This window comes from Gordonia araii NBRC 100433 (genome assembly GCF_000241265.1).
In the GTDB taxonomy this organism is placed as follows: Bacteria; Actinomycetota; Actinomycetes; order Mycobacteriales; family Mycobacteriaceae; genus Gordonia; species Gordonia araii.
This window is the reverse complement of the sequence record NZ_BAEE01000045.1, coordinates 1-21,039: the sequence shown is the minus strand read 5'-3', so window position 1 is coordinate 21,039 and position 21,039 is coordinate 1. Positions and strand designations below refer to the sequence as shown.

The following is a 21,039-nucleotide window of genomic DNA, read 5'->3' as shown; positions in this document are numbered from 1 at the left end:
CTTTACCGTCGACTCAGCCCTTCCGGCCCCGCCGGAGCACCGCGGCCGCACCGCCGGTCACCGCACCCACCGCGATCGCGGTGGGCACCCCGTACTTCGCGGCTTTGCGGGCGGTGCGGAAGTCGTAGCTCTCCCAGCCGCGCACCTTCGCGACCTCGCGAAGATCCGAGTCCGGATTGATGGCGACGGCCGTGCCCACCAGCGACAGCATGGGCACGTCGTTGTGGGAATCGGAGTACGCGGTGCAGCGCTGCAGGTTCAGGCCCTCGCGGATGGCCAGGGAGCGCACCGCGTGGGCCTTGCCGAGCCCGTGCAGCACGTCGCCGACGAGGCGCCCGGTGAAGATCCCGTCCTCGCTCTCCGCGACGGTGCCGAGGGCGCCGGTCAGGCCCAGGCGCTTGGCGATCGTCTGGGCCAGCTCGACCGGGGTGGCCGTCACCAGCCACACCTGCTGCCCGGCGTCGAGGTGGCGCTGGGTCAGCGCGCGGGTGCCCGGCCAGATCTTGTCCGCGATGTACTCGTCGAAGATCTGCTCGCCGAGTTCGACGAGTTCGGCGGTCGGGCGTCCGGCGATGAACGACAGTGCCTTGTCTCGTCCCTCGGCGACGTCGTCGGCGTTCTCCTTGCCCGTGATCCGGAACTTGATCTGCGCCCACAGCGCACTGGCCACGTCGCTGTAGGAGAAGTACTTGTGCGCGGCGAGGCCGCGGGCGAAATGCACGATCGAGGCACCCTGCACGAGGGTGTTGTCCACGTCGAAGAACGCTGCGGCGGTCAGATCCGCTCCGTCGGGCGGTGGTGTCGAGCGGGCGGCGAGCGATTCCAGCGCGGCCTTCGCCGCGGCCTCGCCCGCGAGGTTCTGCCGCAACTCCGCCGCCGTTTGGCGGAACCGGCCGCTTGCCGAGGACACCCACTCGCGCACGCGACGGTCGAACTCGACGTCGGTATCGCCGTCGGGCTCCTCGATGACTTCGACGACCGCGTTCTCGACCACGTCGTCGCCCAGGCGGCCAGACTCGTCGTCGGCGTCGCCGGAATCCGGCTCGTACTCGGGGTCCGTGCCCGGGTCGTAGTTGGGGTCGGGTTCGGGATCGAGGTCACGGTCCCGAATGGGGAAATCGCCCTGCGGCCCCTTGGGCTCGTCACTCACGTCGCTCACTCCGGTGGTCGCTGCGGCTGGCAAGTCAAGATTAGCCGCAATGGCAGACTGGTGGGGGTGAGGAGCGTGACATGAGAATCGTGTTGCTGACTCGGGCCGGCTGCAGTGCCTGTGCGGCCGCGCGCTCCGACCTGGAGCGGATATGCGGCGAATTGGGGCACGGGTTCGACGAGGTCGACGTCGACGAGCGGGCCGGCGCCGGCGACCGCGAACTACGGGCCGAATACGGCGATCGCCTGCCCGTCATCCTGCTCGACGGTGCCGAGCACAGTTACTGGACTGTCGACGAGCCGCGCCTGCGCGCCGATCTCCTGAAATAGCCGCTGCCGCACCTGCATCCGGTGCCCGGAATCGTGCCAGATACCCTGGAGCAATGACGTCGCTGTCTCCCAGCAGACCGACGGCCAAGATTCCAGGCCCGTCGGTCGCCCGTTTGGCGACCTACCTGACCGCGCTGCGTAACCGAGCAGCCAGCGGCGACACCGTCATCTCCAGCGCCGAACTCGCGAAGGCGGCGGGCGTAAACGCGCTGATCCTGCGCAAGGATCTCTCCTACGTCGGCGGGCACGGCGTGCGCGGTGTCGGCTACCACGTGAACAAGCTGATCGCGACCGTCGCCATGGCGCTGCACAGCGACAGCGCCCAGGTCGTCGCGCTGGCCGGTGTCGGCTCGCTCGGACGCGCACTGATCTCCCACACCTCCGGCGACCCGCGGTTCTCCCTCGGGGCGCTCTTCGACGACGATCCCGCGCTGATCGGAACCCGGCTCGACCCGGACGGGCCGGTCATCGCGCCGCTGCACGAGATCGGCGCCACCGGGGCCGACGGCGAACCCTTCGACATCGGCGTGATCGCGACCGCCGACGAGGACGCGCAAGCGGTCTGCGACGCCTTCGCGCAGGCCGGTGTGCAGCAGATCCTCAATGTCACGCCAGTGTCGCTAAGTCCGCAAGATGGTGTGTCCATCCGGCAGATTGACCTAGCCTTGGAACTACAGCTGCTGTCGTTCGCAGCGGCCGGAAAAAGGTGAGCTCGTTGTGAGTGTGCTGTTGTTCGGCGTATCGCATCGCAGCGCCCCCGTCGGGGTGCTGGAGCGATTGGCCATTTCCGAGCACGATCGGCCCAAGATCGTGGATCGGTTGCTGGTCGCGCCAACGATGTCGGAGGCGATGGTCGTCTCCACCTGCAACCGCATCGAGATCTACGCCGTCGTCGATGCCTTCCACCCCGCCCTGGAGGCAGTCGGCCAGGTGCTCGGTGAGCATTCCGGGCTCACCATCAACGAGATGACCGCGCACGCGTATGTGCGGTATTCGGAGGCGGCGGCCGAGCATCTGTTCACCGTGGCTGCCGGGCTGGACTCGCTCGTCGTCGGGGAACAGCAGATCCTGGGCCAGATCCGCGGCGCCTACGCCAGCGCCGACGCGCACCGCACGGCCGGGCGCGTGCTGCACGAGCTGGCCCAGCAGGCGCTGCGCGTCGGCAAGCGGGTGCACTCCGAGACCGGGATCGACCGGGCCGGCGCCTCCGTGGTGTCGGTGGCCCTGCACCGCGCCCGCAGCGTGCTGACCGCCAGCGGCGGCGAGCTGCGCCGCGGCGTGGTTCTCGGCGCCGGCGCGATGGGCGGGCTGTCCGCGGTGCACCTGGCACGCGAAGGGGTCCAGGAGATCACGATCGTCAACCGCAGCATCGACAAGGCTCAGCGGCTGGCCGACAACGTCGCGGCCAACCATCCGGGCATTACCGCGTTCGGGGTCGGCATCGACGGGCTGACCCACGCCATGGCCGGCGCCGACGTGATGATGACCTGCTCGGGCTCGGTGGGCTCGGTGGTGAGCGTCGCCGAAGTTCACCACGCGCTGGCCGCGCGCACCGCTGCGACCCCGCTGGTGATCTGCGACCTCGGGCTGCCGCGCAACGTCGACCCGGCCGCCGGCCGCCTGCCCGGCGTCGAACTCATCGACATCGAGGGGCTGCGCGGCGACTCGGAGACCCAGGCTGCCGAGGACGACATCCGCGGTGCCCGAGCCATCGTCGCCGCCGAACTGGCCGACTACCTGGCCGCCCAGCGCCGCGCCGAGGTCACGCCGACGGTGACCGCGTTGCGCCAGCGTGCCAGCGAGGTCGTCGAAGCGGAGATCCTGCGACTGGAGTCGCGCTTGCCGGAGATGTCGGAGGAGGAGCGCGACGAGGTCGCCAAGACCGTGCGCCGCGTCGTCGACAAACTGCTGCACGCGCCGACGGTGCGGGTCAAGCAGCTCGCGGCAACGGCCGGCGGCGACCAGTACGCCGAAGCGCTGCGCGAGCTGTTCGAACTGCGTCCCGGTGCGGCCGAGTCGGTGTCGGCCCCGGAGGTCGAGGCGCTTGTGCTGAAGCAGGACGGACACCCATGACATCACCGGTGCTGCGCATCGGAACCCGCGGATCATTGCTGGCCACCACGCAGGCCGGGCACGTTGCGCAGGCGTTGACCGACGCCGGCCACGCCGCGGAGCTGGTGATCATCAAGACCGAGGGCGACCTGTCGGCCGCCCCGGTGGCCGAGATCGGCGTCGGGGTGTTCACCACAGCGCTGCGCATCGCACTGCGCAACGACGAAATCGACGTCGCCGTGCACTCGTACAAAGATTTGCCGACAGCACCGGAATCCGACCTGGTCATCGCGGCCGTTCCGCCCCGTGAAGATGCGCGAGATGCGCTGGTCAGCGCCGGAAACCGGGTGTTGGGGGAGCTGCCGCCGGGGTCGACGGTCGGGACGTCTGCCCCGCGAAGGGTGGCACAGCTTAGAGCATCGGGTCTCGGTTTGGAAATCCGCCCCCTAAGAGGCAACCTAGATTCTCGGTTGGGCAAAGTCGCCAACGGTGAACTCGACGCAGTCGTGGTCGCCCGGGCCGGGTTGGCTCGCATCGGCAGGACAGAGGTCATCGCCGAAGCGTTCGACCCGGTGGTGCTGTTACCGGCACCGGCCCAGGGCGCACTGGCCGTCGAATGCCGCGCTGACGATGCCCAACTGGTGAGCACGCTCGCCACGTTGGACGATCCGTCCTCTCGTGCCGCGGTCGATGCCGAGCGCGCGCTGCTGGCGGCCCTGGAGGCCGGCTGCACCGCACCGGTCGGGGCCTACGCCGAGGTCGTCGAGTCACTCGACGACGACGGTCGGATCTTCCTCGAACTGTCGCTGCGCGCGGCGGTCGCGGCCGTAGACGGATCCGATGTGATCCGCAGTTCGGCGGTCGGACCGATCGAGCAGGCGGTGGACGTGGGGCGCGCGCTCGCAGCGGAAATGCTGGAGTCAGGAGCCGCATCGCTTCTGGCCTAGCAGACGAACTACCACCCCGCGAGGGGTAGGAGAGTGCGACTGATGAGCCGGACGACGAAGAAGGTCACCCCGGGGCGGATTCTGTTCGTGGGCGCCGGTCCCGGCGACCCGGACCTGTTGACGGTGCGCGCACGCAGCGTGCTGACCAACGCGACGACCGCCTTTATCGATCCCGACGTCCCGCCGGGCGTCGTCGATCTGATCGGATCGGTGCACCGGCCCGAGGTCGCCCCCACGACACGCCGCACCAAGGCGAGCCAGCCCGATCCGGTCGAGGCCGGCGACGAGGGCGAAGCCGCCGAGGACGCCGTTGAAGATCCGGTCAGCGTTCATCCGGCCCTCGGCGATCCCGCCGATGTCGCCAAGACGCTCGTCACCACCGCCAAGACGGGCATCGACGTCGTTCGCGTCGTTGCCGGCGACCCCCTGACCTCCAACGCGGTCCTGGCCGAGGTGACCGCCGTGGCGCGCACCGTCGTTCAATTCGAGGTGCTGCCCGGGCTGCCCGCCGCCGCGGTGGTGCCGAGCTACGCGGGGATGCCGCTGGGATCCGGCTACACCGTCGCCGACGTGCGGGGTGACGTCGACTGGGCCGGCCTGGCCGCGGCCCCAGCGCCGCTGGTCCTGCACGGCACGGCGAGCCACCTGGCTGAGGCGGCCGGTGCGCTGATCGAGCACGGGCTCTCGGCGTCGACGCCCGTGGCCATCACCGTCAACGGCACCACGTGCGCCCAGCGGACCATCGAGGCGACCCTGGAAACCGCCGCCGAGCGCGGCGGAGAGTTGACCGGACCGCTGCTGCTCACCGTCGGCAAGGTCGTCAACCAGCGCGGCAAGCTCTCCTGGTGGGAGTCGCGCGCGCTGTACGGCTGGACCGTGCTGGTGCCGCGCACCAAGGAACAGGCCGCCGACATGAGCGAGCGCCTCGTCAGCCACGGTGCGATCCCCAAGGAGGTTCCGACGATCGCGGTGGAGCCGCCGCGGTCCCCGGCGCAGATGGAACGCGCCGTCAAGGGGCTCGTCGACGGCCGCTACCAGTGGGTGGTGTTCACCTCGACGAACTCGGTGCGCGCCGTGTGGGAGAAGTTCGCCGAGTTCGGCCTGGACGCCCGTGCGTTCTCCGGCGTCAAGATCGCCTGCGTCGGCGAGGCCACCGCCGATCGCGTGCGCGCATTCGGCATCGAACCCGAGCTGGTGCCCTCCGGCGAGCAGTCGTCGCTGGGCCTGCTGGAGGACTTCCCGCCCTACGACGAGGTGTTCGACCCGGTCAACCGCGTCCTGCTGCCGCGCGCCGACATCGCGACCGAAACCCTCGCCGAAGGATTGCGCGAGCGCGGCTGGGAGATCGACGACGTCACCGCCTACCGGACGGTGCGCGCCGCGCCGCCGCCCGCCGAGACGCGCGAGATGATCAAGACCGGCGGGTTCGACGCGGTGTGCTTCACGTCGAGTTCGACGGTCCGCAACCTGGTCGGAATCGCGGGTAAGCCGCACGCTCGGACGATTGTCGCCTGCATCGGGCCGAAGACCGCCGAGACCGCGGCCGAGTTCGGTCTGCGCGTCGACGTGCGGCCCGAGACCGCGTCCATCCCGGACCTGGTCGAGGCGCTTGCCGCGCACGCCGCACGGTTGCGCGCCGAAGGCGCGTTGCCTCCGCCGCGCAAGAAGTCGCGCCGCTCGCGGTCCTAGGTTTCTAGACTCGACGACGTGACCGACAAGCCGACCATCCGCCCCCGCCGCCTGCGGTCGAGCGCCGCCATGCGCCGGCTCGTCGCCGAGACCGAGGTGGCGCCGCGGCAGTTGGTGTTGCCGATGTTCGTCGCCGACGGGCTCGCCGAGCCCAAGCCGATTGCCTCGATGCCCGGCGTCGTGCAGCACACGATCGACTCGCTGCGCGCCGCGGCCGAGGAGGCCGTCGCCGCCGGTGTCGGCGGACTGATGCTGTTCGGCGTGCCCCGCGCGGCCGACAAGGATGCCGTCGGTTCCGGTGCCGACCGTGTCGACGGGATCCTCAACCGTGCGCTGGAGGCGGTGCGGGCCGACCTCGGCGACGCCACCGTCCTGATGGCCGATACGTGTCTCGACGAGTTCACCGACCACGGCCACTGCGGCGTGCTCGACGACGACAGCCGCGTCGACAACGACGCCACGCTGGAGCGGTACGCGGCGATGGCGGTCGCACAGGCACGGGCCGGGGCGCACGTGCTGGGGCCCAGCGGCATGATGGACGGCCAGATCGCGGCGATCCGCGGTGCGCTCGACAACGCGGGGTTCACCGACACGGCGTTGCTCGCCTACACCGCGAAGTACGCGTCAGCGTTCTACGGGCCTTTCCGCGACGCGGTCGACTCCTCGCTCGACGGTGACCGCCGTACGTATCAGCAGGATTCGGCGAACCGTACCGAGGCGCTGCGCGAGCTGGAACTCGATCTCGCCGAAGGCGCCGACATGGTGATGGTCAAGCCGGCGATGGGCTATCTCGACGTGCTCTCCGACGTCGCCGACCACACCACCGTCCCGGTCGCCGCGTATCAGGTCAGCGGCGAGTACTCGATGATCAGCGCCGCCGCCGAGCGTGGGTGGATCGACCGACGTGCTGCGGTGCTCGAGTCGATCACGTCCATCCGCCGGGCCGGGGCGACGATCGTCCTGACGTATTGGGCGGCCGAAGCCGCCGGCTGGCTCCGCTGAGCGGAGATCGCGAGCTATATTCCTTGACAGGCATATTCCTGGCGGGGAATACTTGACTGCATGGCCGAGCGAGACGTGTTCACCGTGATCGCCGACGAGACCCGTCGCCGGATTCTCGATTCACTCCGGGGCCGCGAACGCTCTGTCGGCGAGTTGGTCGGCGAACTGGAGGTCGCGCAGCCGAGTGTCTCCAAGCATTTGCGGGTGCTGGATGACGCGGGGCTGGTCGCGGTCCGCGTCGACGGGACGCGGCGGCACTACTCCGTCGCCCCGGGAGCGCTGCGCGAAGTCGAAACCTGGCTCGCGCCCTTCCGTGAGATCTGGGCGGACCGTCTCGACGCCTTGGCCGAACACCTCGACGAAATGGAGTGAGCGATGACGAATACGGCACGAGAACACCTCGGGCAGATCCAGCGGGACGGCGATCTCGTCGGGATCCGGTACGAGCGCGTGCTGCGGCATCCGGTGGCCAAGGTGTGGCGCGCGCTGACCGAATCCGACAGCCTCCGGCAGTGGTTTCCCACCGACATCGCGGGTTTCGGCCGCCCCGGTGCGGACCTGACTTTCACGTTCTGGCCAGAAACCGTCGAATACGCGACCGATGAAATGGGGATGACGGGGCTGCCACCGGTGCTCCACGGCGAGCTGGTGACGTGGAATCCTCCGCACGAGCTCGAATTCCGGTGGGACACCGAACGGCTTCACTACGTGCTCACCCCCGACGGTGACGGCACCGTGCTGGTCTTCACCGTCTGGCTCGGTGCGGCCCCCGACGTGTCCGGGGTCGAGGACCCGGCCGCCGGCTACCACGTCTGCCTCGACCGACTGGCCGCCGCCCTAGACGCCGAACCGGTCGGCATGCCCCCGGCGTCGGAAGTGCACGCTCTGGAGCGTCGCTACGCCGACGCGTTCGGCAGCAGCCACGTGTAGGACCCAAGGGCTTCCACCGCCGACGGAGATCAGTAGCCTGGAGGAATGAGCGTTCCCCAACCCGTCGCCGGCGGATCGTGGCCCGAGCCGCCCAAGCGGCCGACGCTGGCCAGTTCCATCGCCATCGCGACCGAGTTGTGGCTGGTGGTGATCGCGGCGATGGCCGTCGCCCAGCTCGGGAGCTATCCGGTGGTCCGTGACGCGATGATCGAGCGCCGGAACACGCTGCCCAAAGACGCGAGCGAATCGGTGCGCAGGTCGGCGGAGTTGATGACCAACACCGGCGTGATCGTCGCGATATCGATCGTGACCGTGCTGATCGGGGCGACGATCGCCCTCGCCGCGATGTACTTCGCCCGCTCCGGATACAACTGGGGCCGCCTGATCCTGGCCGGGTTGAGCGCCTACGTCGTCGTCGGAGCGATCATGGCGTTCGGCGGCGCCTCGTCGTGGACGCAGGCACCGCAGATCATCGCGGGTGGTTGTGCCGCCGGGGCGCTGCTGTGCCTGATGCGGCGCGACGCGGACACCTACTGCCGGGAGATGGCCGAATTCCGGACAGCCGCCAAGGCGCCGGCGCTACCGACTGCCGGCACGTGGCAGCAGCCGTGGCAGCCACCGCAGTACGGGACGCCTCAATACGGTCCCGCGCAGCCGGAGGCGCCTCAGACAGGGCCGTCGCAACCAGGGTCGCCGCAGCCCGGAACAACGCCGCCCAGTGGGGCGCAGCCACCCGAGACGCCGGGAGGCAGTCGTGAGTGAGGCAGTAAGCGGCGCCGACGGCCGGCCCGAGGACGAATCGTTCGACGAGGACGCTTTCGACGACGAGTCGTCGTCGGAGGCAGAGCAGGACGAGGATGCGGCCGACGACGGCCTGACGCCGATACCCGAGGACGTCGGCGAGGTGCTCTACGCCGAGCCGGGGGCGGCGTGGTGGCCGATGGCTATCGGCCCCGTCCTCATCGGATCGATCCTGATCATGGAGGCCATGGGGCCGGGGCAGGTGCACTGGGTCGTCATGGGCATCTTCTTCGTCATCATCACCGGCTTCATGTACCTGTGGATCACCGCGGCACGCCGCCACGTGAGCGTCGAGCTGACCGAGAAGACCCTGCGGTGCGGGGAACGCCGACTCCACCTCGCCGACATCGACACCATCTACCCGTCGAACGAAGGCACCGAGACGAAGGAGTGGGAGAAGGCTCCCGCTCTCGGCGAGCTTCCCGGCGTACCGCGCGGCCGCAAAGGGATCGGGATCAAGACGACCAACGGCAAACTCGCCCAGGCCTGGGCCCGCGACGTGGATCGGTTGCGCACCGAACTCACCGAGGCCCACCTAGCGGTCCAGTTGGGCCTCTAGCCGGCCTGTCGGCCGAAGTGCCGAGCGTTCGGACCGTATAGCGACACATCCGCTCGGCACTCTCGCGTATCTGGGCTAGATCTCGCCGTCGCGGAGTCGTCTGTGGGCGCTGCCGTCCTCTAGTTCGCTTCTAGCCTCGGGGTGATCGAGGTAGAAGCGCAGCAGGGTCAGCAGCGGCAGCGTGCCGGTGGCATAGACATCGAGGGGTACCGTCATCGATCGATCGGGCGTCGGGGCGAACGGCCCCGGGAAGAAGACGTCGACGTCGGCCCGGGCATCGTCGACGAGCCGCAAGGCGATCCCGGCGTTGTTCTTGTGGAGCATCGCGTCGATGGCCGCGATATCGGTCCACGCCGCCGTTTCGCGCGCCCGGTAGCCGCCGATCGATAGCGTTTTGGCGGTGGCCTCGACCCGGGGGAAACGGATGAATCCGAGGAAGTAATACACCACCGTCGTCGTAGCGAGAACCGCCAGCACCGGTGTCGACCAGGCGACGACGCGGCTCATCGCCGACGCGGAGTCATAGTCGATGCGGCCGGTGGCGATACCTACGGCGGCAAGGCCGGCCGCGATCGCCGACAGCAGGTAGAAGAACGCCCAAGCGCCAACGTGGCTGCGGCCGGAATCCACCAAGAAGGAGCCGGAGGTATCGCGTTCGAGTCGCGGGCTCGTCCGGCGCCGGAAGACCAGCACGATCGAAGTCATGGCCAGCAGCGCCACTGCCGCACCCGCCGCCGCGACGAAGCAGGCCGCCGCAAGGTAGCGCGTGTGCACCGCCGCGTCGACTCCGACGACGAGCGCCGCCACAGCGATCACGCCGAAGAAGACGTAGACCCAGACGAGCTGCTTCTCCTTGGCCCGGATCCCCTCCCAACCCTGAACGTCGTGCAGTCGGTCCGAAGTGCCGAGCGCTCGGACCGTATAGCGACACATCGGCTCGGCACTCTCGCGCAGACTCTTACCCGTGCACGAGCATCGGCGCCGTCAGGAGTTCCTCGGGGATGCCGAAGGCGTCGACGAGGGTGCGCGCGTGGGGGCGCAGATCCTCGCACAGTTCGTTGACGCCGCGGCGGATCGCCTTGGCCCGCTCCACCGAGACGTGGCGGTGCATGAGGAACCACGACAGGTCCGCCTCTAGCGCGGAGTAGACGAACAGGTCGCACACCTTGCCGAGCAGTTCGGCTGCCGAGCGCGAGTCGGTGTCTTCGATCGCCTGGATGAACGACTCCAGGACCTGGCGCTCGATGTGGGCCGTCGCCGCTTTGAGCAAGTGGTCTTGTGCGTCGTTGAACACGGTGAACGGGTCGTCGGCGTCGGCCGCCTTGCGCAGGCGCTGTGCGCAGGTGCGCCGCAGGTGCTCCTCGCGGTTGCGGAACAGGCGGATCTGCGTGGAGCGCTCAGTGAGTTCGGAGCTGTCGGGGTTCTCGTCGGAGGAGTCGAGCAGCGTCTGCACGACCTGGCGGACCGCCGTCTTCTCCGCCACGACATCGCCCACCATGCCGGCGACGAACTTCACCCAGCCCGCGGCGTTGAGGCCGCGCATCTCCTCGCTGTACACACCGAGCAGTTCCTTGCCGACGAGTTGCGTCAGCACGGTGTTGTCGCCCTCGAAGGTGGTGAATACATCGATGTCGCCGCGCAGGATCGGCAGCTGGTTCTCATCCATGTAACCGGCACCGCCGCACGCTTCGCGGCACACGTTGATCGTGTGACTCGCGTGCCCGCTGCCGTAGGACTTGAGTCCCGCGGCCCAGCTCTCCAGGAGGCGCTGACGGTGCGGGTCGACCCCGTCGGGGTCCTGCGACTGAACGTCGTGCAGTTCGGCGGTCAGCTCGTTCTGCGCGAAGGCAAGCGCATAGGACTTCGCCAGCAACGGGAGCAGCTTCCGCTGGTGGGCGCGGTAGTCGAGGATCGCGATCTCGTGGGTGCCGTCGGGTGCCTCGAACTGGCGGCGGATCAGCCCGTAGCGGATCGCGAGCGTCAGCGCCTTGCGGGCAGCGGCGCCGGCCGTCGCCCCGACCGAGACGCGACCGCGGATCAGCGTGCCGAGCATCGTGAAGAAGCGCCGGTTGTCGCTTTCGATCGGCGACGAGTACGTGCCGTCGGGGGCGACGTCGGCGTAGCGGTTCAGCAGGTTCTCTGCCGGGATCCGAACGTTGTCGAAGATGATGCGGCCGTTGTCCACGCCGCGCAGACCGCCCTTGTAGCCACAGTCCGACGTGGTCACGCCGGGCAGGTCGTTGCCCTTCTCGTCGCGCAACGGCACGAAGAAGCAGTGCACACCACGGCTGTGCGGCTCCTCGCCGGGTCCGCCGGTGACGAGTTGAGCGAAGACCGCCGACACCGTTGCGTGCTCGGCCGCCCCGCCGATGTAGTCCTTGCGGGCCAGTTCGGTCGTGGAGTTGATCACGAACTCCTGGGTCTCCGGGTCATAGGTGGCGACCGTCTCCAGGGCCTGCACGTTGGAGCCGTGACCGGTTTCGGTCATGCCGAAGGAGCCGAGCAGGTCCAGATTGATCAGGTCCTTGACGTAGCGGTCGTGGTGGCGCTGGGTGCCGAGGTTCTCGACCGCGCCGCCGAACAGACCCCACTGCACGCCCGCCTTCACCATCAGCGACAGATCGGCGTAGCCCAGCATCTCGATGCCGACGATCGCCTGGCCGACGTCGCCGGTGCCTCCGTGCTCGGTGCGGAAACCGGCCGCGGCGAAGTTGTTGGCGGCGAGTTCCTTCATCTCGGCGAGGATCTTGGCGCGCGACGGTCCGAGATCGAGCGACGGGTCGGGCAGCAGGTCGGTGCGCGCAAGCGCTTCGCGCAATTCGTCGCGGGTGGCCTTCCAGGGGCCGTCCAGCGCGGCGCGCACGCCGTCGACGGTGGTCTGGTCGACGGTATCGTCGGTGGTCTGGTCGGGTGTCGTCGTGTCCGTTTCGGCAGCCATGGGCTCTACCGTATGCGCTAACGCGAGTTGGGGTGGCCTAACCCTGCGTCGGACGACCTAATCTCGAACACGTGACGTGGCGACGTGCGGTGGCGGCGATGGGAGTGCTGTGCTTCCTGGCCGGCGCGGTCGGCTGTGGCGGCCGCGAGGGTGCGGCCGAGTCGTCCCCCTCGTCGGCGCCGTCGGCCGACGGCGTGCGATACGCGCACCTCGGCGACAGTTTCGCGGCCGGCTCTGGGATCGACCCGATCGTCGAGGATTCGCCGGCCATGTGCCTGCGGTCGCAGCGCAATTTCGGCCGGCTCGTCGCACAACGACGCGGCATCGCCCCTGCCGACTTCGCCGACGTCTCGTGCGGCGGTGCGACGACGGCGAATCTGACCGTCGAGCAGTACCAGGGAGTGCCGCCCCAGGTCGAGGCGCTCGGCCCGGCGACCGAACTGGTGACCATCATGATCGGCGGCAACGACGGCAAGCTGTTCGCCGATGCCGTGGCCGGATGCGTGGAGATCGCCCAGCAAGACCTCGCGGGCGATCCGTGCCGGCGCGGCTACGGCGCCCAGTTCGACGACGAGGTCGACGAGACCACCGGGCCCGCGCTGCGCGAGGCGATCGGACTCCTCGTCCGCCGTGCACCCGGGGCGCGGATCCTCGTCGTCGGCTATCCGCGACTTCTGCCCCGGCGGACCGGCTGCTACCCGACGATGCCGCTGGCGACCGGTGACGTCGCCTACCTGAACGAACTGCAGGAGTCGCTCAACCGGGCGATCGCCGGCGCCGCCCGTGCCCACGGCGCGACCTTCGTCGACCTGTGGCGCGCCTCGGCCGGGCACGACGCGTGTGCGGCACCCGATCAGCGCTGGATCGAACCACTGCGCGGATCCCGCATCCGGACGACCGTGCATCCCAACGCCGCCGGGCAGCGGGCGATGGCCGGCGCGGTGCTGGCGGCCCTCGGCTGAGGCCAGTGGCGAACCTTACATGCGCCTAAGGCGAATTGGGGTTTGGCGAGCACGTTTGCCACACTGGAGGTCGTGACTGTGAGCCCCGATCGCCGTGCGCCTGGCGCCACCGCATCGGCCGGGCTGTTCACCCGCGCGGAACGGGTGATCCCCGGAGGCGTCAACTCTCCGGTGCGCGCTTTCTCCGCCGTCGGAGGCACCCCAAGGTTCATCTCGTCCGCCCGCGGCTGTCGACTGACCGACGTTGACGACAACGTCTACATCGACCTGGTGTGCTCGTGGGGCCCGATGATCCTGGGGCACGCCCACCCGGCGATCGTCGACGCCGTGCGCTCGGCGGCGACGGGCGGCCTCTCCTTCGGCGCTCCGACGCTGGCCGAGGTCGAGTTGGCTGAGGAGATCGTCTCCCGCGTCGACCCCGTCGAGAAGGTGCGGCTGGTCAACTCCGGCACCGAGGCGACCATGTCGGCCGTGCGCCTGGCCCGCGGCTTCACCGGCCGCGCCAAGATCGTCAAGTTCGCCGGCTGCTACCACGGCCACGTCGACGCGTTGCTCGCCGAAGCGGGCTCGGGCGTCGCGACGCTGGGGCTGCCGACCTCGCCCGGCGTCACCGGTGCCAGCGCGCACGACACCATCGTCCTGCCCTACAACGACCTCGCCGCCGTGGCCGCGGCCTTCGCCGAGCACGACGGCCAGATCGCCGCGGTCATCACCGAAGCCGCCGCGGGGAACATGGGTGCCGTCGCCCCGCTGCCCGAGTTCAACGCCGGCCTGCGCAAACTCTGCGACGACAACGGCACGCTGCTGATCATCGACGAGGTGATGACCGGCTTCCGCGTCAGCCCGGCCGGGTGGTTCGGTCTGGAGGGCATCGGCGGCGACCTCTACACCTTCGGCAAGGTGATGAGCGGCGGCCTGCCCGCCGCCGCCTTCGGCGGTCGCGACGACGTCATGGGCCACCTGGCTCCGGCCGGTCCGGTGTACCAGGCGGGCACACTGTCGGGGAACCCGGTGGCCGTCGCCGCCGGGCTGGCCACGCTGCGCACCGCCGACGCCGCCGCGTACGCCGTGCTGGACGCCAACGCGCAGCGGCTGGGCGGTCTGCTGAGCGACGCGCTCACCGCCGCGGGGGTCGCGCATCGCGTGCAGTTCGCCGGCAACCTGCTGAGCGTCTTCTTCACCGATTCGTCGATGCCGATCACCGACTACGAACAGGTGCGCGCCACCGAGACGTTCCGCTTCGCGCCGTTCTTCCACGCGCTGCTCGACGCGGGCGTCTACGCGCCGCCGAGCGCATTCGAGGCCTGGTTCGTGTCGACCGCCCTCGACGACGATGCCTTCGAAACCATTGCCGCTGCGCTGCCTGGTGCTGCCGCCGCGGCCGCATCCGCCACCGGCGGGGAGTAGGACCCGAACCTGATGAGCGATAAGGCCATTCGGAGCAGTGGTGTGCGCACCGGGCAACACACGGTCGTGCACATGATGCGGCACGGCGAGGTGCACAACCCCGACGGGATCCTGTACGGACGCCTGCCCGGATTCCGGTTGTCGGAGACTGGGCGGGTGCAGGCCCAGACGGTCGCCGACTCGTTGGCCGACCACGACGTCGCCGCCGTCTTCGCCTCGCCGCTGCAGCGCGCCCAGGAGACCGCGACGCCCATCGCGGCGGCGCACGGACTGGAGATCGTCACCAACGAGGACCTCATCGAGTCCGACAATGTCTTCGAGGGGCTCAAGGTCTCCGTCGGCGACGGCGCACTGTCCAAGCCGCGGCACTGGCCGAAGCTGCGCGACCCGTTCACGCCATCGTGGGGCGAGCCCTACATCCAGCTCGCGCACCGCATGCTGGGCGCGGCCACGACCGCGCGCGACGCCGCGCGCGGACACGAGGTCGTGTGCGTGAGCCACCAGTTGCCGGTCTACACGCTGCGGCGGTTCTTGGAGGGCCAGCGACTGTGGCACGACCCTCGTCGTCGCCAGTGCTCGCTGGCCTCGGTGACCAGCCTGATCTACGACGGCGACGCCCTGATCGACATCGTCTACTCCGAGCCGGCCGGCGCGTCGGATCCGCTGATCACGGGGGCCTGACGATGGCCGTTCGTACCCGGCGCCGCGGGCGCCTCGCCGCGATCCTCGCCGGAGTGGTGGGGGTGGCGGTCGTGGCCGGGTGCGGGACGGGCAAGGATGCCGTGCGCCAGGGCGACACGTGGCAGTTCGTCTCGCCCGGCGGGCAGACCGTCATCACCTACGAGCCGTCGCAGCGCAAGCCGGTCGCCCCGCTTTCGGGCCCCGAGCTGGTCACCGACAAGCCGGTGGCGCTGACGGACTTCGCCGGGAAGGTCGTGGTCGTCAACGTGTGGGGGTCGTGGTGCGGGCCCTGCCGCGGTGAAGCGGACCTGCTGCTGCGTACGTTCCACCAGACCCGCGACAGGGGAGTGGCCTTCCTCGGCATCAATCTGCGCGACCATCGGCCGACCGCGCGGGACTTCGTCGCCGACCGCGGCATCGACTACCCGTCGATCTACGACTTCTCCGGCGCGCATCTGGCCGCGCTGACCACGCCGACGTCGGTCGTGCCGACGACCGTGATCCTCGATCGCGACCACCGCCCCGCTGTGGTGTACCTGCGGGCGGTCGAAGCGATCGAGCTCAAAGAAGCGGTCGAGAAGGTGCTCGCCGAGAAGTGACCAGCGCCAATGTTCTCTCCGATGCAGCGACCTCCGGTCCGCTGCTGCTGGCGCTCCTAGCCTGCGTGGTCGCCGGCTTCCTCTCGTTCGCGTCGCCGTGCGTCGTGCCCCTCGTTCCCGGCTATCTGTCCTTCCTCGCCGGGCTGGTGGGCGCGCAGTCGCCGGCGGTCACCGTCGCCGAGTCGCAAGCCGAGGCGCGCGAGGGACGCCGTCGCGTCGTGCTGGCCGCCATGCTGTTCGTGCTGGGTTTCACGGTGGTGTTCGTACTGGCGATGGCCACCGTGTTCGGCATCACCGACCGCTTTCACGGCACCGGGGGACGTCCGCTGCAGATCGTGGGCGGGTTCGTGACCATCCTGATGGGCCTGGTGTTCATCGGTCTGGTGCCGGCGCTGCAGACGACGCGGCGCGTGTCGACCGAGCGGGTCACCGGCCGGCGTCTCGGAGTGTTCGCCGCGCCGTTGCTGGGCGCGGTGTTCGCGCTCGGCTGGACGCCCTGCCTCGGACCGACGCTGGTGGCCATCACCGCCATGGTCACCGGCACCGAGGGGGCGACCGCGACCAAGGGCGTTTCGATGATGATCGCCTACTGTGCCGGACTCGGCATCCCCTTCGTCGTGCTCGCATTGTCCTCGACGTGGGCGGTGCGCAGCTGGGGGTGGCTGCGCCGCCACACCCGCACCATTCAGATCATCGGCGGGATCGCACTCATCATCGTCGGCTTCGCGCTCCTGACCGGGGCGTGGGAGCATTTCGTCGTCTGGCTGCAGACGCGGTTCGCCCCGGATGCGGGGCTGCTGCTGTGAGCATCACGACCACCCCGCCCGCCGCCGACGACAAGCCCGTACGGCCCGCCTCGCCGTCGGTGCTGCAGCGCTACGTCGTCGCGCCGCTGCGCAACGGCTGGCGGTCGCTGACATCGATGCGGACCGCGCTCGCGCTGCTCTTCCTGCTCGCGGCCGCGGCAATTCCCGGCGCGCTTCTCCCGCAGCGGCCGCTCAACGAGTCGAAGACCCAGGAGTACATCGACACGCACGGCGCGCTCGGGCGGTGGATGGACCGGCTCCAGCTGTTCGACGTCTTCGCGAGCAGCTGGTTCACCGCCATCTACGTGCTGCTCTTCATATCGCTGGTGGGCTGTTTGCTGCCGCGGCTGGCCGAGCACATGGCCAGCCTGCGCGCCCGTCCGGTGCCGGTGCCGCGGAATCTCGCTCGGATGCCGCGACACGAGGAGGTCGAGGTCGACGGCGATGTCGGCCCCGACGAGTTGGCGCAACGGATCCAGACCAACCTGCGTGGCTGGCGGAGCACGATCTACCGGCCGGAGCAGAGTAAAGCGGGCACCTACGAGGTCTCGGCCGAGAAAGGCTATCTGCGCGAATTCGGCAACCTCGTCTTCCACTTCGCGTTGCTGAGCCTGCTGATCGCCGTCGCCGTGGGAAAGATGTACGGCTACGAGGGCACGCGCGGTCTCGTCGCCGACGGCGAGCAGGCCATGTGCAACACCTCGACGGCCGTCTACGATTCGTTCCGCGCCGGCCGCCTCATCGACGGCACCGACCTCGAGCCGTTCTGCATCCGCGTCGACGAGTTCACCGCGACGTTCCTGCCCAACGGGCAGCCCGACATGTACACGGCGCAGATGCGGTACACGCCCGGCGCGGCGACGTCCGACCCGGACACCTGGCCGCTGACGAGGGTTCGTGTCAACGAACCGCTGCGGTTGGCGGGCAGCCGCGTGTACGTACTCGGCAACGGTTTCGCGCCGACGATGACGGTGACCTTCCCCGACGGACAGCAGCGCACCCAGACGGTTCCGTTCGCACCGGACGAGATGTCGACGATGCTGTCGTCGGGGGCGATGCGCGTCGACCCGCCCGCTGGAATGTTCCCCGCCGAGAAGGCGCGCCGCCAGAACCAGATCGGCGTCGAAGGGATCTTCGCGCCGTCGGCGAAGTTCGACGGGACCCTGCTCTCGTCGTCGTCGCCGATCCCGAAGGACCCCTACGTCGCGATCCGCGTCTACCGCGGCGACACCGGATTGGACTCGGGCCGCCCGCAGAACACGTACGCGCTCGACACGTCGCTCATGCACAGCGGCCAGTTGCGCCGCGTCGGACAGGCCAATCTCAAACCCGGCGGTGTGCTTCGTCTCGACGACGGCACGACGGTGCGCTTCGACGGCTATCAGCGCTGGGTTTCGCTGCAGGTGTCCCACGATCCGGCGCAGGTGTGGGTCCTCGTGTCGTCGATCGTGATGGTTGCCGGCCTGCTGGTCTCGTTGCTGGTCAAGCGTCGTCGTGTGTGGGCCCGAATTCGGGTGGTCGATGACGGTCCGGACGGGCAACGACGTACGGTAGTAGAGGTGGCCGGTCTGGCCCGCACCGACTCCGCGGGCTGGGGCGACGGCTTCGCTGAGCAGGCGCGCGACCTGGTGAAGGGCGCGGACGGTAAGAGGTGACTGGCGTGAACCAGATGTTGGCGAATACCGGGGAAGTGACGGTCCACATCGATGAGACCGTTGCCGGATACTCCCAGGTGCTCTACGGCACCGCGGTCGGGGTGTACGCGCTGGCTACTCTGCTGCTGATCGCGGCATATGCCGCGACGCTGGACCGCTTCGCCGGCCAGCGGGTCTCGGCGGCGCGCGAGCTGGTCGGGGCAGGGGCTCCGGTGGTAGCCGCCGGCGACAACACCCCCGGTCGCGTCGTGGAGGAACAGCGGCGTCCGCGCAGTCAGGTCTTCGCCAACATGGGCTATGCCGTCGCGGTTGTCGGCATCATCGCCCACTTCGCCTCGCTCGTCACCCGCGGCATCGCGACCGACCGCATGCCGTGGGGCAATATGTTCGAGTTCATCTCGCTCACCAGCCTCGCGTGCATGATCGGCGGGGTTGTGGCGCTGCGTGAGCCGGCGAATCGCAAATACCTGGGGTTCGTGTCGCTGGTGGTCGTTGTGCTGCTCTTCATCGGCCTCAGATTCCTCTACACCGACGCGGCGCCGGTCGTTCCCGCGCTGAAGTCGTATTGGCTGATCATCCACGTTTCGATCATCTCGATCGCCTCGGGAGTCTTGCTGGTCTCCGGCGTCGCGAGCATCCTCTACCTGCTCGCTCAGCGGTTCGGCATTTTCGGTGAGGATGCCGTCGACCGTCTCGACCGCATCGCCTACCGCTGCGTCATCTTCGCCTTCCCGCTGTTCAGTCTTGGCGTGATCTGCGGTGCGATCTGGGCCGAGGCCGCGTGGGGCCGGTTCTGGGGCTGGGACCCCAAAGAGACCGTTTCGTTCATCAGCTGGGTCATCTACGCGGCCTATCTGCACGCCCGCGCGACGGCAGGCTGGCGCAACAACGCCGCCGTCATCAACGTCATCGGCTTCGCGTCGGTGCTGTTCAACCTCTTCGCCATCAACCTGGTGGTCTCGGGATTGCACTCCTACGCTGGAGTCTGATCGGGTTGGTAGGTCCGCGCGGGGCCTCGGCCCGACGCTATGGGTGGTCGGGCAAGTTCGGGCCGCAGGGTTTATGGGTGGTCGAGCAAGTCGCGAGCCGTCGGGCTTCATGGGTGGTCGGGCAAGTTGCGAGCCGCAGGGTCTATGGGTGGTCGAGTGAATCCGAGCCGCAAGGCGAGGATTCGTATCGAGACCACGGTGACCTGCGATGCTCGCTCACTCAGCCGCACTCTCGGGGCGCCGTCTGATCCACGCCGCCGCGGCGTTCGCCGCCAGCATTCCCAGGCTGAGGCTCGCGCCGCTGACGACATGCCCCGGCTTCGCGGGCAACACGCGCGTCGCGGCGATGACCGCGGCCGTCGGGGCCAACGGGGTCACCAGCGGTGCGGCCCAGCGCGGGAACCGGGATTTCCCCAGCGCGACCAGTGCCGTGGTCTCGAGCGCAGCCGCCCCGCCGATGAGGGCGAAGGCGGTGTACGGAATCTCGATGGATCGTTCGATTCGGCTCGCCTCGGCGAGTGCCTCGGCACGCTGCGTCGACCCGGGTTCTGCCCGGTCCGCGGCGTTGAAGGCCGCCGCCCACGGGTAGAACGTTCCGTGGATATATCCGACCCAGGCCATCGCGGCGGCGTAGGTTCCCGCGACCCGCGCCGCGCGGCGGGTTCCTCCGGGGCTGAGCGCGTCGTAGATGCTCCAGGCCGACACGACGTGCAGCGGAGCGGCTATCACGCCGAACAATGCTCCCGCTCGGGAACGTTGTGGGCCGACCGCCATCAGCGTGGCGGCCGAGGGATGTACATCTTCTTGCTCGCGCAGCAACCGGCGATCGTCGGGCGTCGCGCGTTTGCCGAGCAGTAGAACGTCGCCGACGGCGAATGAGGCCGAGGCGATAGCTCCGGCGATCGCGCTGATTGACGAGGGAGTAGGGCGGTAGTCGCGGCGCAGATTCATAAGGCCACCCTAACTTCACAGCGCCACGGCGGCGAGGCCGCGACGTGTGGCCAACGGAGAGAGGGTCGGATCGGGCCAGATGGCCGCTCTTGACGGTATTTGCTGTTTCGAATGCGATGGGATCGCCAATCCCGGTCAATCTTGCTGTTCTGATCCCGCTGACACTATCCCTGAGCTAGGCAAACGTCGCGACAACCGTATTCGAGAACCTCCCCCAAGATGCGAGATGGTGAACGGTATGACAGGATTCGATACGACCAATGCTTGTTATCGCAGGGGAGAAGTGTGTTCATGAGGGGGAGATTGCGCGCCGCCGTGTTGATAGGTGTCGTCGCTGCCGCTGGGCTGGGAGTCTCGGTGCCGAGCCATGCCGAGGCCGCGAACTCGTTTGCTGATCGCTCGATTGTGCGGGTGACTGAGGACGGGTGGCGGATCAAACTGTCGAAGAAGCGGGAGCGGGTGCGTAGTGTTCCCCCGTTGGATCAGAGCCCGTGGACCCGCGAGGGTTTCCTGACGTTGCGGGGCAGTGTGTCGATCACCGGGGCCAGTCGGATCCCGGTGAACGCGGGCACCGTCAGTAGTGGGTTTCAGG

General features: G+C 69.0%; 22 protein-coding genes. 18 read left to right on the top strand and 4 right to left on the bottom strand.

What is annotated here, in order from left to right; translation table 11 throughout:
• Nucleotides 1–13: 13 nt before the first annotated feature.
• Nucleotides 14–1,150 carry an HAD family hydrolase gene (locus GOARA_RS07540; RefSeq protein ID WP_007321743.1) on the bottom strand — a complete coding sequence of 379 codons (1,137 nt, stop codon included), beginning with the start codon at nt 1,148–1,150 and terminating at the stop codon, nt 14–16.
• Nucleotides 1,151–1,230: 80 nt separating this feature from the next.
• On the opposite strand from GOARA_RS07540, the gene GOARA_RS07535 reads away from it, so the two are divergent.
• Genes GOARA_RS07535 through mce1N form a run of 10 tightly spaced genes read left to right on the top strand, consistent with a single transcriptional unit; the run spans nt 1,231 to nt 9,459 of the window.
• Nucleotides 1,231–1,479, top strand: coding sequence for a glutaredoxin family protein (locus tag GOARA_RS07535; RefSeq protein WP_007321742.1), 249 nt, complete (start codon nt 1,231–1,233; stop codon nt 1,477–1,479).
• Between the two features lie 53 nt (nt 1,480–1,532).
• Nucleotides 1,533–2,189, top strand: coding sequence for a redox-sensing transcriptional repressor Rex (locus tag GOARA_RS07530; RefSeq protein ID WP_007321741.1), 657 nt, complete (start codon nt 1,533–1,535; stop codon nt 2,187–2,189).
• Nucleotides 2,190–2,196: 7 nt separating this feature from the next.
• The gene (locus GOARA_RS07525) at nt 2,197–3,552 is read left to right on the top strand and encodes a glutamyl-tRNA reductase (protein WP_007321740.1); all 1,356 of its coding nucleotides are present in this window, start codon (nt 2,197–2,199) and stop codon (nt 3,550–3,552) included.
• Complete coding sequence (hemC, locus tag GOARA_RS07520) at nt 3,549–4,478, top strand: hydroxymethylbilane synthase (protein ID WP_007321739.1); 930 nt, start codon at nt 3,549–3,551, stop codon at nt 4,476–4,478. The genes GOARA_RS07525 and hemC overlap by 4 nt, the downstream gene beginning before the upstream one ends.
• Nucleotides 4,479–4,520: 42 nt before the next feature.
• The gene (locus GOARA_RS07515) at nt 4,521–6,167 is read left to right on the top strand and encodes a bifunctional uroporphyrinogen-III C-methyltransferase/uroporphyrinogen-III synthase (RefSeq protein WP_007321738.1); all 1,647 of its coding nucleotides are present in this window, start codon (nt 4,521–4,523) and stop codon (nt 6,165–6,167) included.
• A gap of 18 nt (nt 6,168–6,185) precedes the next feature.
• Nucleotides 6,186–7,169 carry a porphobilinogen synthase gene (hemB, locus tag GOARA_RS07510; protein WP_007321737.1) on the top strand — a complete coding sequence of 328 codons (984 nt, stop codon included), beginning with the start codon at nt 6,186–6,188 and terminating at the stop codon, nt 7,167–7,169.
• A gap of 60 nt (nt 7,170–7,229) precedes the next feature.
• A complete protein-coding gene (locus GOARA_RS07505; RefSeq protein WP_007321736.1) occupies nt 7,230–7,541 on the top strand; it encodes an ArsR/SmtB family transcription factor in 312 nt (103 codons plus the stop codon).
• A 3-nt stretch (nt 7,542–7,544) separates the two neighbouring features.
• Nucleotides 7,545–8,099: an SRPBCC domain-containing protein gene (locus tag GOARA_RS18905; protein WP_007321735.1), complete on the top strand. Its 555-nt coding sequence runs from the start codon at nt 7,545–7,547 to the stop codon at nt 8,097–8,099.
• A 45-nt stretch (nt 8,100–8,144) separates the two neighbouring features.
• Entirely contained in the window at nt 8,145–8,861 is a 717-nt protein-coding gene (locus GOARA_RS18900; protein ID WP_007321734.1) for a hypothetical protein, read from the top strand.
• Complete coding sequence (mce1N, locus tag GOARA_RS07490) at nt 8,854–9,459, top strand: transport-regulating membrane protein Mce1N (protein WP_007321733.1); 606 nt, start codon at nt 8,854–8,856, stop codon at nt 9,457–9,459. The genes GOARA_RS18900 and mce1N overlap by 8 nt, the downstream gene beginning before the upstream one ends.
• A 75-nt stretch (nt 9,460–9,534) precedes the next feature.
• On the opposite strand, the gene GOARA_RS07485 is transcribed toward mce1N, so the two are convergent.
• Nucleotides 9,535–10,392: a hypothetical protein gene (locus tag GOARA_RS07485; protein WP_007321732.1), complete on the bottom strand. Its 858-nt coding sequence runs from the start codon at nt 10,390–10,392 to the stop codon at nt 9,535–9,537.
• 25 nt (nt 10,393–10,417) lie between these two features.
• Complete coding sequence (locus tag GOARA_RS07480) at nt 10,418–12,397, bottom strand: acyl-CoA dehydrogenase family protein (RefSeq protein ID WP_007321731.1); 1,980 nt, start codon at nt 12,395–12,397, stop codon at nt 10,418–10,420.
• 71 nt (nt 12,398–12,468) lie between these two features.
• Between GOARA_RS07480 and GOARA_RS07475 the strand changes: the two genes are divergently transcribed.
• The 7 genes from GOARA_RS07475 (at nt 12,469) to ccsB (ending at nt 19,496) form a co-directional block, all read left to right on the top strand.
• Nucleotides 12,469–13,359, top strand: a complete 891-nt coding sequence (locus GOARA_RS07475) for an SGNH/GDSL hydrolase family protein (protein WP_245548381.1) — start codon at nt 12,469–12,471, stop codon at nt 13,357–13,359.
• A gap of 72 nt (nt 13,360–13,431) precedes the next feature.
• Nucleotides 13,432–14,766, top strand: a complete 1,335-nt coding sequence (gene hemL, locus GOARA_RS07470) for a glutamate-1-semialdehyde 2,1-aminomutase (RefSeq protein ID WP_040522184.1) — start codon at nt 13,432–13,434, stop codon at nt 14,764–14,766.
• A 12-nt stretch (nt 14,767–14,778) separates the two neighbouring features.
• Nucleotides 14,779–15,447: a histidine phosphatase family protein gene (locus GOARA_RS07465; RefSeq protein WP_007321728.1), complete on the top strand. Its 669-nt coding sequence runs from the start codon at nt 14,779–14,781 to the stop codon at nt 15,445–15,447.
• Between the two features lie 2 nt (nt 15,448–15,449).
• A complete protein-coding gene (locus tag GOARA_RS07460; RefSeq protein WP_007321727.1) occupies nt 15,450–16,046 on the top strand; it encodes a TlpA family protein disulfide reductase in 597 nt (198 codons plus the stop codon).
• A complete protein-coding gene (locus GOARA_RS07455) occupies nt 16,043–16,852 on the top strand; it encodes a cytochrome c biogenesis CcdA family protein (protein ID WP_007321726.1) in 810 nt (269 codons plus the stop codon). Before GOARA_RS07460 ends, GOARA_RS07455 begins: the two co-directional genes overlap by 4 nt.
• 2 nt (nt 16,853–16,854) lie before the next feature.
• Nucleotides 16,855–18,507, top strand: coding sequence for a cytochrome c biogenesis protein ResB (resB, locus tag GOARA_RS07450; RefSeq protein ID WP_373277736.1), 1,653 nt, complete (start codon nt 16,855–16,857; stop codon nt 18,505–18,507).
• Between the two features lie 14 nt (nt 18,508–18,521).
• On the top strand, nt 18,522–19,496 hold the full coding sequence (ccsB, locus tag GOARA_RS07445) for a c-type cytochrome biogenesis protein CcsB (RefSeq protein WP_040522209.1): 975 nt from the start codon (nt 18,522–18,524) through the stop codon (nt 19,494–19,496).
• Nucleotides 19,497–19,712: 216 nt separating this feature from the next.
• On the opposite strand, the gene GOARA_RS07440 is transcribed toward ccsB, so the two are convergent.
• A complete protein-coding gene (locus tag GOARA_RS07440; RefSeq protein WP_007321723.1) occupies nt 19,713–20,447 on the bottom strand; it encodes a DUF6796 family protein in 735 nt (244 codons plus the stop codon).
• Between the two features lie 411 nt (nt 20,448–20,858).
• Between GOARA_RS07440 and GOARA_RS20560 the strand changes: the two genes are divergently transcribed.
• The coding region (locus GOARA_RS20560; protein WP_245548380.1) for an MspA family porin at nt 20,859–21,039 on the top strand (181 nt) is incomplete at its 3' end.

Coding starts and splice junctions, on each gene's coding strand:
- GOARA_RS07535 (WP_007321742.1), top strand. CDS start 1,231: ATGAGAATCGTGTTGCTGACTCGGGCCGGCTGCAGTGCCTGTGCGGCC.
- GOARA_RS07530 (WP_007321741.1), top strand. CDS start 1,533: ATGACGTCGCTGTCTCCCAGCAGACCGACGGCCAAGATTCCAGGCCCG.
- hemC (WP_007321739.1), top strand. CDS start 3,549: ATGACATCACCGGTGCTGCGCATCGGAACCCGCGGATCATTGCTGGCC.
- GOARA_RS07515 (WP_007321738.1), top strand. CDS start 4,521: ATGAGCCGGACGACGAAGAAGGTCACCCCGGGGCGGATTCTGTTCGTG.
- GOARA_RS07505 (WP_007321736.1), top strand. CDS start 7,230: ATGGCCGAGCGAGACGTGTTCACCGTGATCGCCGACGAGACCCGTCGC.
- GOARA_RS18905 (WP_007321735.1), top strand. CDS start 7,545: ATGACGAATACGGCACGAGAACACCTCGGGCAGATCCAGCGGGACGGC.
- GOARA_RS18900 (WP_007321734.1), top strand. CDS start 8,145: ATGAGCGTTCCCCAACCCGTCGCCGGCGGATCGTGGCCCGAGCCGCCC.
- GOARA_RS07485 (WP_007321732.1), bottom strand. CDS start 10,392: ATGTGTCGCTATACGGTCCGAGCGCTCGGCACTTCGGACCGACTGCAC.
- GOARA_RS07480 (WP_007321731.1), bottom strand. CDS start 12,397: ATGGCTGCCGAAACGGACACGACGACACCCGACCAGACCACCGACGAT.
- GOARA_RS07465 (WP_007321728.1), top strand. CDS start 14,779: ATGAGCGATAAGGCCATTCGGAGCAGTGGTGTGCGCACCGGGCAACAC.
- GOARA_RS07460 (WP_007321727.1), top strand. CDS start 15,450: ATGGCCGTTCGTACCCGGCGCCGCGGGCGCCTCGCCGCGATCCTCGCC.
- ccsB (WP_040522209.1), top strand. CDS start 18,522: ATGTTGGCGAATACCGGGGAAGTGACGGTCCACATCGATGAGACCGTT.
- GOARA_RS07440 (WP_007321723.1), bottom strand. CDS start 20,447: ATGAATCTGCGCCGCGACTACCGCCCTACTCCCTCGTCAATCAGCGCG.